Genomic DNA, 13,015 nt, shown 5'->3' with positions numbered 1-13,015 from the left:
AACTCTTCCAACTTTAGCAAGCTAAAGTCTTCAGCGTTCTACTTGCATGTATTAGGCACGCCGCCAGCGTTCGTCCTGAGCCAGGATCAAACTCTCATTTAATCTTGTTCTCATTCTGTCACTGACAGATTTATCGTTTCTTTGACAGGTTACTTCCGTAACCCGCACGTTTGGTTCGTATTGTTCAGTTTTCAAAGGTCTTTGTCTCATCAGAGACAACTTCTATATTCTATCAAATTTAAAACTTGTTGTCAACACCTTTTTTCAAGAAATTTTCAAACTCGTTTCAAACTTGTTACCGCTGTCCTCTCGGACAACAGCTATATCAGTATACTAAATTTAGTATAGCGTGTCAACGCTTTTATGAAAATTTTTTTGATTTTTTCAATTATTGCCATTTAATCAACTATGTACTCTATCGCGGCAACAATCAGCTACAGGTTTATTTTAATACTTATATCTATCAAATGCAACTAAAACGACTTATACGCCGTTTTAAGCGCAAAAAAGGGGCTTAAAGCCCCTTTATAATTATGATAATGCTTTTTTATACTCTTCAGCTTCTGCTTCTGTAGAAAGAACAAAGTGACCAGGTGTAATTTCACGCATTTCACGTTCTTGACCATCAAGTTCTGCACTTGGATCGTATACTTGGTGCACACGTTCACGTTCAGATTCTGGATCTGGTTCTGGAATTGCTGACAACAAGCTCTTAGTGTATGGGTGAATTGGATTGTTATAAACATCTTCAGATGTTCCAATTTCGAGCATTTTACCCCAGTGCATAACACCAATACGATCTGAAATGTATTTAACCATTGACAAATCATGGGCGATAAAGAGATATGTTAAGCCTTTTTCACGTTGAAGTTTTTGCATCAAGTTAACAACTTGAGCCTGAATAGATACGTCGAGCGCTGAAATTGGTTCATCAGCAATGATGAACTTTGGTTGTACAGCAAGTGCACGTGCAATACCAATACGTTGACGTTGACCACCTGAGAATTCGTGTGGGTAACGAGTCATGTGATCTTTATTCAATCCAACCAAAGCTAGTAATTCTTGAACTTTTTCATCACGTTCTTCTTTACTATTTACTAGTTTATGGATATCAAGTCCTTCAGCAACGATATCGCGGATTTTCATACGTCCATTAAGACTAGCTTGTGGATCTTGGAAAATCATTTGAACATTTTTGCGGAATTCATGCAATTCTTTACCTTTAAGGTTAGAAACAGTTTCACCATCAAAGTCGATTTCACCACCATTAATATCGTAAAGTTTTAAGATTGCACGTCCAACAGTTGTTTTACCAGAACCTGATTCACCAACTAGACCAAACACTTCACCTTCATAGATATCAAAGCTGACGTTGTTGATAGCTTTTACTTCGTTCTTCTTACCTTCATTGAAAGTCAAAGAAACATTTTTAAGTTCAACAAGCTTTTTTCTATTTTCAGTCATTAAGCTTTTCTCCCTTCAAGTTCTTTCCATTTTTTCCAACGTTTTTGAATTGGTAATGGTGGTGTTACTTTAGGTGCACGTTCATCTAACAACCATGTTGCAGCGTAATGTGTGTCACTAACTTTAAACATTGGTGGTTCTTCTTCGTAATCGATGTCCAAAGCAAATTCGTTACGTGGTGCAAAAGCATCACCTTTTGGCGGATTAAGGAGATCTGGTGGTGTACCTGGGATTGATTGTAAGCTACCAGCTTCAGTATCAGTAGTTGGCATTGAATTTAGCAAACCCCAAGTGTATGGGTGTTGTGGGTTGTAGAACACTTCATCTACAGATCCGTATTCAATAACTTTACCAGCGTACATAACCGCTACGCGATCAGCCATACCAGCAACGACACCAAGGTCGTGGGTAATAAAGATAATTGATGAACCACGTTCTTTTTGGATTTTCTTCATCAAATTAAGGATTTGTGCTTGAATAGTAACATCCAAGGCAGTTGTTGGTTCATCAGCAATTAAAACATCAGGATTGGCTGCAAGTGCAATTGCGATTACGGCACGTTGACGCATACCACCTGACCATTGGTGTGGATAATCGTTGATGTGTTCTTCCGCATTTGGAATACCAACATTTTTCATCAAATCTAATGCACGATCCAAAGCTTCTTGTTTTGAAACTTTTTCGTGAATCATAATTGGTTCAGCAATTTGTTGACCAATTTTCATAGTTGGGTCAAGACTTGTCATTGGATCTTGGAAAATCATTGCAATTTCATTTCCACGAACTTTGATCCATTCGTCTTCTTTTAATTCAGTAAGTTTTTTACCTTTAAAGTCGATTTCACCTGTAATTGTTGCATTTGAAGCTGATAGCCCCATTAAAGTTTTTGTAGTTACAGATTTACCTGATCCAGATTCACCTACGATAGCAAGTGTTTCACCTTTCTTCAAGTCAAAATTGACATCGCGAATGGCTTTAATTTCTCCAGCATAGGTATGGAAATCTACATGGAGGTTTTTAACTTGTAAAATTGTTTCTTCACTCATATTTTTTCCTCCTAACGATCACCAGATTTTGGATCAAATGCATCACGAAGACCATCACCTAACAAGATGAAAGCAAGTGAGATCAATACCAAAGCAAGGGCTGGTAGGGTTACTTGATAAGGGTAATATTGCAAGTATTCTTGAGCATCAGTAATCAATGAACCAAGTGATGCTGTTGGTGGTTTTACCCCTAGGTTAATAGCTGAAAGAACAGCTTCGTACATGATGGCACTTGGAACTGTCATCATGATTTGAACAATAATAATCCCTGAAATATTTGGAAGGATATGTTTAAATGCGATTTTAGGAGCACTTTCACCCAATGAACGAGCAGCAAGAACAAATTCTTGTTCACGGTAAGAAAGTGTTAGGTTACGTACTTGACGAGCCATTGATGTCCAACCAACGATGGCAATTGAAATGATAATTGATGTAACACCATTACCAAGCAAAAGACCAAGCATTGTTACGATAACCAAGTTAGGGATTGATGAAATAACTTCAATGATACGTTGCATAACCATGTCAACACGGCCGCCAACATATCCTGAAATCAAACCGTAAGTTACCCCAATCAAAAGGTCAATCAATGTTGCAACAATAGCAATAAGAAGTGAGATACGAACACCTACGATGATACGTTTTGCAACGCTACGTCCTAGGTTATCAGTACCAAGAATGAATTTAGTTCCTTCTGGAACACCTTGGTCTGCATAAGCATCGTTAGCTTCTGTATTACCAGAATACGTAATTTTACCATTCCAGAATGGAAGGTTATCACTGATTTTTGGTGGAAGGTTACGGTAAGTAGTAACTTCTTTTGTGTTGAAAGCATTAGCGTCATCACGTGGTACTAAAACTACTGAAATCATTGAGAATACTAATAAAATTCCCAAGAACCACATTGAAACAACGGCTAATTTATTTTTCTTCAAACGGCGCCATGCATCTTGCATAAAAGAAAGAGCTGGCTTTTCGATTTTTTCTTGTGAGCTGGCTGAACCAACACCAACAAGTTTAAATTCTCTTGTTTTATCTGCCATGAATAGTCTCCTTATTGCAAGCGTACACGTGGATCAACAATACTTGTCGCGATATCTGTTACCAAGATAGCAACCATTAGCATCATTGCATAAACGATTGTTGTTCCCATGATTACTGGGTAATCTTTAGCTGGGATTGACGTTACAAATTGTTGACCAATTCCTGGAATTGAGAAAATTTGTTCAATCAATGCTGAACCTGTTAGCAAGTTTGCTGCCATAGGACCAACCAAAGTCAATACTGGAATCATTGAGTTACGGTACGCGTGTTTACGAGTAACTTGACGTTTATTCAAACCTTTAGCTGTTGCCAACTGAATGTAGTCAGAACTCAATGTTTCAATCATTTGTCCGCGGAAGAAACGTGTTACTTGAGCAAACACTGGAATTGCCAAGGCAATAGACGGCATAATTGTTTGTTCAAATGAACCCCATCCAGCAAGTGGGAACAAGCTCCATTTGAAACCAAGAGTAACCAATAAGAAAAGACCGATGATGAATGATGGTACTGAAATACCTAGTGTAGAGATAACACTAAGGACTCCATCAATCCAGTTGTTTTTGTTACGTGCTGACGCAGCACCAACTGCTAGACCGGCAAGAAGACCAACAATTAAGGCTTGAACACCAAGTTGGATTGAAACGCCCAAACGTTGAGAAATCAAACGTCCTACTGGTTGGTTGATTGATTGGTAACTTGTACCAAAATCACCATGAAGAATGTTCCATAGATAAGTAAGATATTGTTGCCAAACTGGTTTATCCAAACCATATTGTTTGTTCATCAAAGCAATCATCTCATCAGTTAATTTTGGGTTATTATAAGGTGTCCCAGGCATAACTTGCATGAGGAAAAACGACAGGGTAACAACTACCCAGAGTGTTACAAGAAGAATAGCAACACGTTTAAGAATGTATTTTACCATAATATTTCCTTCTCTTATTTGCTTTTGTTGGCAGGGGAAAAGTTTTACCTGTCAACAAAAGCAAGAATTGGTCGCAACCAATTCTTGCCCATTATTCATACTTATTAAAGATTATTTGTCTTTATAGGCATATGTAAAGTCAACTTGCAAACCAGTTGAATTACGAACAAGTCCTTTGATTGATGGATTTTGAAGTGCTTTTGTGTTACGGAAGTAAAGTGGGTTATAGTGTGCATTATCATAAAGTGCTTTTTCAGCAGCTTTATAATCATCTGCAGCAGCTACAGGATCCAAAGCATCTGTAGTCAACGCTTTTTGGTATGCCGCATCATATGTGGCATCACTGAACTTACCATAGTTGTATGCTGAATCTGTTGTAAATAATCCATAGAATGTAGATCCTTCTGGATAGTCACCACCCCAAAGTGATAGAACAACATCAAAGTTTTGTGTTTTAGAATCTTGCAAACGTTGTTTGAATGTTACGAATTTTTCTTCTACTTTAAGTTCTGGAAGAACATCTTCCCATGTTTGTTTGATGTAGTCTACTGATGCTTTGGCAACTGGTGTATCTGAATCAGCTGTAATAGTCAATTTAACTGATTTTTCACCGATTTCAGCAAGACCTTCTTTGAAGAGTTTTGCTGCTTGTTTTGCATCATAAGTATAATCTTGTGATACGTATTTAGATAAATCAGTACCATCTTCTAAAGTTTCAAGTCCTGTTGGAGCAAGAGCTGTTGCAGCTTTTGAACCAGTATCGATGGCTGCTTTAACAACACCTTCACGATTTGTAGCAAGGTTAAGGGCTTGACGAATCTTAGTATTTGCTAAAGCTTTAACAGAACCTGTCTCGTTGTAAACAAGGTATGCTGATGTTGCTTCTGGAACATCCACAACATCTTTGTTACTTTTATTTGCTTTATAAATTGCTTCTGTACCTGAGATGTTTGCTGTATCAAGCTCACCATCTTTGTACATTTGTACTGCAGTATCAGGTTTTTTAACAGCTTGAACGTTAACTTTTTTCAATTTAACGTTTTTAGCATTCCAATAGTATTTATTTTTCACAAGTGTGAATGAACCATTAGAACCATTCCAATTTTTAACTGTATATGGACCTGAGTAAAGTGCTTTTTCAGAAGTTGTAGCGTAGTCACTACCTGCTTTTTCCACAAAAGCTTTGTTTTGTGGGACAAAGTTAGCAAATGTAAGAAGGCTCATAAATTGTGGAGATGGGCTAGATAAGGTAAAGATTACTTTATTACCATCTGCTTTAACTCCCAATTCATCAACGCTCTTCGTACCATTAATAACTTCCGCAGCATTTAAAACATGTGCATCTGACGCAAGATAAGCGTACTCTGAAGCAGTTTTAGGATCAACAATACGTTGCCAAGTGTAAACAAAATCATCTGCAGTTAAATCACTACCATCAGACCATTTAAGACCATCACGCAATGTTGCAGTGTATGTTAAACCATCCTCAGATACTTCTACTTTTTCTGCCAAATCAGGTTTTAATTCACCATCTTCGTTACGACGAAGCAAGTTACTTCCTGAGTTACCGATAGCAATTGAAGAATAAGTATCTGTAACTTTCGAAATGTCCAAAGTGCTAATTTCAGTTGGAGTGTACCAATTAATCTCATCAGTTTTTGAAGAAGTTGATGAGCTTTTTCCTCCACAAGCTGCTAATACAGCTGTTGAGACTAAGGCTACAGCCCCAAGACCGACGCGTTTCCATGTTTTACCTTTTAGTGACATGTGACGCCCTCCTAGTTGTTCTCTCTAAATTATATTATTTGACAAATAAAATTATATCATAAAGTTTCCTTAAAGAAAATAGTTTTTTCTGAAGAGAATAGTTTTTTCTGAATTTTTTGTCAGATTTTCTGACACGCTGAAAGTCATCAATTAATATGGTATAATCATATTACCTATTTTTTTAACAAAGGATGGAACAATGAAGAAAGTTTTTGCTGTCTTGGCCGTATTATTGGCCTTCGTTGGAAGCAGTGTCGCTGCAGATGATAACTTTGATGTTCCTGCAGAACATGCTATTGCTGTCGAAGCTTCTACTGGTAAAGTCTTATATGAAAAAGATGCAACTACACCTGATGGTATTGCTTCTATGACAAAAATATTAACAGTTTACTTGACTTACAAAGAAATCGACAAAGGAAATCTAAGCTGGGATACTATAGTTCCTATTTCTGATTACGCTTATGATTTAACAGCTAACTCAGATGCTAGTAACGTTCCTATGGAAGCACGTGAGTACACTGTCGAACAACTCGTAAATGCTGCTATGGTAGCCAGTGCCAATAGCGCTGCTATTGCTTTAGCAGAACAAATTGGTGGAAGCGAAAGTAAGTTCGTTGATATGATGCAAGCTCAACTCCAAGAATGGGGAATTAATGACGCTAAGTTATATAACGCTTCTGGTCTTAACAACAGTTACCTAGGCGACAATATCTATCCAGGTTCCAGCTCAACTGATGAAAACATGTTAAGCGCTCGTGATGTGGCAATCATCGCCCAACACTTAATCACTGAATACCCAGATGTCCTTAAAATTACTGAGCAAACTACTGCTGATTTTGACGGATCAACAATGAACACTTACAATTACATGCTTAAAGGAATGCCTTATGAACGTGATGGCGTTGATGGTCTTAAAACAGGTACAACTGAGCTTGCTGGTGCGTCATTTGTTGCAACCTCAACCGAAAATGGCATGCGCATTATCTCTGTCGTTATGAATGCTGATAATTGGCAAGAAGATGAATTTGCTCGTTTCAAAGCCACAAATGATCTTCTTGATTACGTTAAATCACATTATGAAATGACTACTCTTGTTGAAGCTGGTGAATCAACTAAAAATAGCAAAGCAAAAGTAATTGATGGTAAAGAAAAAACGGTACCTGCCGTTGCTTCTCAAGCATTAAAAGTCGTTCACCGTATTGGAACTGATGCTACTGCATCTTTCTCAACAAAAGCTAAAGGATACAAAGCTACTATTAACAAAGGTGACAAGGTTGGATCTTTTGTCTATGATGATAAACAAATCATAGGAACTGGATATCTCGATTCAAAACCAAGCGTGCCAGCACTTGCTAAAAAAGAGGTAAAAAAAAGCATTTTTCTTAAAGTCTGGTGGAACCACTTCGTCACTTACGTTAACGAAAAACTATAAAAACTACTATTAACTTTCCTATTATATATAGAAAAAAGAGATAAGTTTTTAAAACTTATCTCTTTTTATTTATCCAACAGAACCTTCCATTTCATAACTAATCAAACGGTTAAGTTCAACCGCGTATTCCATTGGAAGTTCTTTTGTAAATGGTTCAACAAATCCCATGACAATCATTTCTGTTGCTTCTTGTTCAGAAAGTCCACGACTCATTAAATAATAGAGTTGTTCTTCTGAAATTTTTGAAACTTTCGCTTCATGTTCAAGGGCAACTTGTGAATTATGAATTTCGTTAAATGGAATCGTATCAGAACTTGAAATATCATCCATCAGAATCGTATCACACTCAATATGACTAACTGATTTTTTAGAATTTTTATTGAATGTTACTTGTCCACGATAATCAACTTTTCCGCCACCTTTAGCAATTGATTTTGAAACAATTGATGATGATGTGTGTGGAGCATTGTGGATCATCTTAGCACCCGTATCTTGATGTTGCCCTTTATTAGCAAAGGCAATTGACAACATTGTTCCACGCGCACCTTCACCATCAAGATAAACAGATGGGTATTTCATGGTTGTCTTAGCCCCAAGGTTACCATCAATCCACTCAACCGTCGCATTTTTCTTAGCTGTAGCACGTTTTGTTACTAAGTTATAAACATTATCTGACCAGTTTTGAATAGTTGAATAACGCATATAACTACCTTCGAGTGCAAAGATTTCAACGATTGCAGCATGAAGACTAGCTGATGAATAATTTGGAGCTGTACATCCTTCGACGTAATGAACGCTTGCCCCTTCATCAACAATAATGAGTGTACGTTCAAATTGTCCCATAGCTTCATTATTAATGCGGAAATAAGTTTGCAAAGGAATATCAACTTTGACCCCTTTTGGCACGTAAATGAAGGTTCCACCTGACCAAAAAGCCGAATTTAAAGCAGCCAATTTATTATCTGTTGGTGGGACTAATTTAGAAAAATATTTTTTAAAGAGTTCTGGGTATTCTTTTAAAGCAGAATCCGTATCAGTAAAGACAATACCTAGCTTATCATACTCATCTTTCATGTTATGGTAAACCACTTCAGATTCGTACTGAGCTGACGCACCAGCCAAGTAGGCACGCTCTGCTTCTGGAATCCCAATACGTTCAAAGGTTTCTTTAATTTTATCTGGGACATCATCCCATGAGCGTGCAGGTTTATCAGATGCTTTTTGATAATAAGTAATCTCATCAAAATCAATATCTGATAAATCTGGTCCCCAGTCTTGCATTGGCATTTTGTTAAAAATTTCCAATGATTTCAGGCGGAACTCCAGCATCCATTCTGGCTCACCCTTTTCAGCTGATAATTCACGAACAACATCTTCACTAATTCCTTTTCCTGTTGAAAAGACTGGTGTTACATCATCGTGAAAGCCATATTGATATTCACCAATATCAATTGGTTTTGGTGTTACTTTTTCATTTTTTTCAGGCATCTAATTACCTTTCTGTATTTTCACTATCGTTTTCAATAGCCTTTTTAAGAGCATTCCAAGCAAGAGTTGAACATTTAATACGTTGTGGGAATTTTGAAACCCCTGCTAAGAAACTAGCTTCGCCTAATCTTTTTTGAGCATCGTCTTTTTCACCTTGAACCATTTTTGAAAAAATTTCGGCAAGTTCAAGAGCTTCTTCTTTTGTCTTACCAATAACAGCGTCAGTCATCATACTTGATGAAGCTGTTGAGATAGTACAACCATCACCAGCAAAAGCAATGTCAGAAATGCGATCACCATCAAATTTCACTGATAATGAAATCACATCACCACAAGTCGGATTATTAAGATTAACTTGATCAACATCTTCCAATTTGCCATGATGATGCGGATTTTTTGAGTGATCTGAAACAACTGCCATATAAAGACTATCTAATCTAGAAAGTGCCATTGAAAAACTCCTTTGTTTTGAGAATTGCTTCTATTAGTTTATCACAATCTTCTTTCGTATTATAGATATAAAAACTTGCACGTACTGCCGAATGAATACCTAAGTAAGTAATCAAAGGTTGTGCACAATGGTGTCCTGCTCGAACAGCGACACCTTCGTAATCCAAAGCCGTCGCCACATCATGTGGGTGTAGGCCATCAAGATTAAAAGAAATGACACCAGTATGCTTGCTAGGATCTTGCGGTCCGTAGACTGTCAAGCCCTCAATTGCTTGTAATTTTGGCAAAACATAATCGACTAGGTCTTGTTCATGAGCATGAACAGCATTCATACCAAGGTTATTCAAATAATCAAATGCTTTTCCTAAAGCAATGGCGCCAGCAATGTTTGGTGTACCCGCTTCAAACTTCCACGGTAATTCTTTCCAAGTGGCTTCTTGTTCATAAACAAAGTCAATCATTTCACCACCGAATTCAACTGGAGACATTTGATTAAGTAATTCTTCCTTACCATAGAGAACACCAATCCCTGTTGGTCCGAGCATTTTATGCCCAGAAAAAGCAAAGAAATCACAATCCAAGTCTTGTACATCAATCGCCATGTGAGGCGCAGATTGAGCACCATCAACAACCATATAAGCACCAACTTGATGTGCTAACTTAGTAATTTCTTTAATTGGTTGAACTGAACCTAATACATTTGAAACATGAGCAATACTTACAAACTTAGTTTTATTTGAAAGTTTACTTTTCAAGTCTTCCATATCTAGTTGACCATCTTTCAAATAAACATAGACTAATTTTGCCCCCGTTTTACGACATGCTTGTTGCCATGGAATGACATTTGCATGGTGTTCAAGAACAGAGATGAGAACTTCATCATCTTTTTGAAGGACTTCTTGTGCAAATTGCGCAACCCAATTAAGACCAGTTGTTGTTCCACGGGTGAACAAAACTTCCTTAGTTGATTTAGCATTGATAAACTGACGTGCTTTTTCACGACTTGCTTCATAAGCAGCTGTCGCACGTTCAGCTAGTGTATGAACACCTCGGTGAACATTGGCATTAATAGTGTGATAGTACTGATTAAGCGCATCAAGAACTTCTTGTGGTTTCTGAGTCGTTGCCGCATTGTCTAGATAAACCAACGGTTCATCATTAACAACTTGGTCAAGTATAGTAAAGTCTTGAGCGATTTTATGAGGATTTAATGTTGTCATATTAACGTTGCTCCAACTTGCTATCAAGTACAGCAATCATTTCATCACGAACTGCTTTAACAGGAATTTCAGCAATAACAGTACCTAAGAAACCACGAATAACTAGGCGTTCAGCTGTTTCCTTATCAATACCACGACTCATTAGATAATACATATCTTCTGGGTCAACTTGTCCAATTGAAGCAGCATGTCCTGCTGTAACATCATTTTCATCAATCAATAAAATTGGATTAGCATCTGAACGTGCTTTATCTGAAAGCATAAGGACACGACTTTCTTGTTGAGCATCTGCTCCCTTAGCTCCCTTAACAATATGGCCTACACCATTAAAAGTAAGGGTTCCACGTTCAAGAATGACACCATGTTGCAAAATATGCCCAACTGAATGACAGCCATAGTTTGTAACACGTGTATCCACACCTTGTACTTGGCGACCTGATGAAGCGGCCACTACTTTTAGATTGGCTTGACTGCCATCTCCGTACAAGTCTGAATCAAAGTCAGCAATCACATTGCCTTCATTCATAATACCTACAGCCCAATCTACCACAGCATCTTTACCGTGACGAGCTCTACGGCTAATGTAAGTTGTCACATTATTTCCCAAACGGTCAATAGCAGAGAACTTCACCTGACTGCCATCTAATGCAATAACTTCAACAGAGATATTTGCTGTTGCCTTAGCATCACCCTCACCAATTGATTCAAAGCGTTCTAAGTAACTAATGTGACTATTTTTACCAACAATGATAAGGACATGTTTGTTAAACGGTACCTCACTAGCCTTATCTTGGAAGAAGAGCCCTTCGATTGGTTCTTCAATATCCACATTATCTGGTACGTAAAGCACCGCTGCGCTATTAAAGTAAGCCGTATGATAAGCAGCTAATTTATCTTCTAAATCACCACGCGCTTTACCAAAATATTTTTCAATCACTTCAGGAATTTCTTCCAAAGCGCTATAAAAATCTGTAAAAATAACACCTTTTGACATCAAGTCAACAGGTAACTGTTCAAGAACTGTCTGAGTTCCAACTTGAACAAGTTTCGGATTATCTCCAAGAGCTGTAAAATCAGGGACATTAGCTAATGCCACATCCTCTGAAATACTTCCATCACCTAAATTCCAACGGTGAAATTTAACACGGTTGACCTCTGGTAATGGCAATTTATCTATATGATCAAAAGCAGCTAAGCGTCGCTCTTGCAACCACAAAGGTTCTGCTTTTGCTTGTGAAAAATTTAAAACTGATTCTTTCGTCATAATTTGATGTTTACTCCTTTTTATATCCTACATACGAGTATCGTCTACTATAATAGTAGACTTGACATCATCAATTACACTTCTTCTTCGTATTTTATTCCAAGTTCTTCGGCAATTTTCGCATAACCTTCTTTTTCAAGACGAGCAGCAAGTTCTGCACCACCAGAAAGGACAACACGACCGTCCATCATAATGTGTACAACATCTGGTGTGATGTAGTTAAGAAGTCGTTGATAGTGAGTGATAACCATTGCTCCAAACTGTTCGCCGCGCATAGCGTTAACACCTTTTGAAACAACTTTAAGCGCATCAATATCAAGACCTGAGTCAATTTCATCAAGAAGAGCGAACTTAGGTTCAAGCATTAATAATTGAAGAATTTCATTACGTTTTTTCTCACCACCTGAGAAACCTTCGTTAAGGTAACGCTCTGCCATTTCTTCTTTCATGCCAAGAAATTCCATTTTTTCATCAAGCTTTGTGATGAAATCCATAACAGAAATTTTTTCGTCATCTTCTTTTCCGGCATTCATAGCCGCGCGAATAAATTCAGCATTTGTAATTCCTGGAATTTCAGATGGGTATTGCATAGCCAAGAACAAACCAAGGCGAGCGCGTTCATCAACTTCAAGGTCAAGAATGTTCTCACCGTCTAACAAAATTTCACCCTGAGTAACCTCATAATTTGGATTACCCATGATAGCAGCTGAAAGCGTTGATTTACCAGTTCCGTTAGGACCCATAATCGCAGCAATCTCTCCAGTCTTAAGAGTCAAATTAACACCCTTAAGAATTTCTTTATCTTCAATTGAAACATGAAGATCTTTTATTTCAAGTACAGACATGTGTACGTTCCTCCAATTTATCAAATGCGGCAGTAACTTTTTTCTGAAAATTACCGCAGTTCTATAGGGT

Annotated in this window: 11 protein-coding genes and 1 rRNA gene; 1 reads left to right on the top strand and 11 read right to left on the bottom strand. The window is 37.6% G+C overall.

Translation table 11 applies throughout. The features are described from left to right. From BLP98_RS08325 to BLP98_RS08300, 6 genes are all read right to left on the bottom strand, one after another. Window positions 1-102 (bottom strand): 16S ribosomal RNA (locus BLP98_RS08325); the annotation flags it as partial. Window positions 103-531: 429 nt separating this feature from the next. Then, window positions 532-1,464 carry an ABC transporter ATP-binding protein gene (locus BLP98_RS08320; RefSeq protein ID WP_074482849.1) on the bottom strand — a complete coding sequence of 311 codons (933 nt, stop codon included), beginning with the start codon at window positions 1,462-1,464 and terminating at the stop codon, window positions 532-534. Then, window positions 1,464-2,510 (bottom strand): ABC transporter ATP-binding protein, encoded by a 1,047-nt coding sequence (locus BLP98_RS08315; RefSeq protein ID WP_074482848.1) that lies wholly within the window; start codon window positions 2,508-2,510, stop codon window positions 1,464-1,466. Before BLP98_RS08315 ends, BLP98_RS08320 begins: the two co-directional genes overlap by 1 nt. Window positions 2,511-2,521: 11 nt before the next feature. Next, on the bottom strand, window positions 2,522-3,553 hold the full coding sequence (locus tag BLP98_RS08310; RefSeq protein WP_074482846.1) for an ABC transporter permease: 1,032 nt from the start codon (window positions 3,551-3,553) through the stop codon (window positions 2,522-2,524). A gap of 11 nt (window positions 3,554-3,564) precedes the next feature. Next, window positions 3,565-4,479, bottom strand: coding sequence for an ABC transporter permease (locus tag BLP98_RS08305; protein ID WP_006530948.1), 915 nt, complete (start codon window positions 4,477-4,479; stop codon window positions 3,565-3,567). Between the two features lie 111 nt (window positions 4,480-4,590). Further along, window positions 4,591-6,246, bottom strand: a complete 1,656-nt coding sequence (locus tag BLP98_RS08300) for a peptide ABC transporter substrate-binding protein (protein WP_074482845.1) — start codon at window positions 6,244-6,246, stop codon at window positions 4,591-4,593. Between the two features lie 199 nt (window positions 6,247-6,445). On the opposite strand from BLP98_RS08300, the gene pbp3 reads away from it, so the two are divergent. After that, window positions 6,446-7,678: a D-alanyl-D-alanine carboxypeptidase PBP3 gene (gene pbp3, locus BLP98_RS08295; protein ID WP_074482844.1), complete on the top strand. Its 1,233-nt coding sequence runs from the start codon at window positions 6,446-6,448 to the stop codon at window positions 7,676-7,678. Between the two features lie 69 nt (window positions 7,679-7,747). Here the strand turns inward: pbp3 and sufB are convergent, their stop codons facing one another. The 5 genes from sufB to sufC form a co-directional block, all read right to left on the bottom strand. Continuing rightward, window positions 7,748-9,166: a Fe-S cluster assembly protein SufB gene (gene sufB / locus BLP98_RS08290; RefSeq protein ID WP_074482843.1), complete on the bottom strand. Its 1,419-nt coding sequence runs from the start codon at window positions 9,164-9,166 to the stop codon at window positions 7,748-7,750. Window positions 9,167-9,170: 4 nt separating this feature from the next. Beyond that, complete coding sequence (gene sufU / locus BLP98_RS08285; RefSeq protein ID WP_074482842.1) at window positions 9,171-9,617, bottom strand: Fe-S cluster assembly sulfur transfer protein SufU; 447 nt, start codon at window positions 9,615-9,617, stop codon at window positions 9,171-9,173. Further along, window positions 9,604-10,836 carry a cysteine desulfurase gene (locus BLP98_RS08280; RefSeq protein ID WP_074482841.1) on the bottom strand — a complete coding sequence of 411 codons (1,233 nt, stop codon included), beginning with the start codon at window positions 10,834-10,836 and terminating at the stop codon, window positions 9,604-9,606. The genes sufU and BLP98_RS08280 overlap by 14 nt, the downstream gene beginning before the upstream one ends. Before the next feature lies 1 nt (window position 10,837). Then, the gene (gene sufD / locus BLP98_RS08275) at window positions 10,838-12,100 is read right to left on the bottom strand and encodes a Fe-S cluster assembly protein SufD (RefSeq protein ID WP_074482840.1); all 1,263 of its coding nucleotides are present in this window, start codon (window positions 12,098-12,100) and stop codon (window positions 10,838-10,840) included. 74 nt (window positions 12,101-12,174) lie between these two features. After that, window positions 12,175-12,945, bottom strand: coding sequence for a Fe-S cluster assembly ATPase SufC (gene sufC, locus BLP98_RS08270; protein ID WP_074482839.1), 771 nt, complete (start codon window positions 12,943-12,945; stop codon window positions 12,175-12,177). Window positions 12,946-13,015: the final 70 nt, after the last annotated feature.

The sequence above is a fragment of the Streptococcus equinus genome (assembly GCF_900104225.1).
In the GTDB taxonomy this organism is placed as follows: Bacteria; Bacillota; Bacilli; order Lactobacillales; family Streptococcaceae; genus Streptococcus; species Streptococcus equinus_D.
The sequence above is the reverse complement of the archived record's forward strand: the minus strand, read 5'-3'. Positions and strand labels throughout refer to the sequence as shown.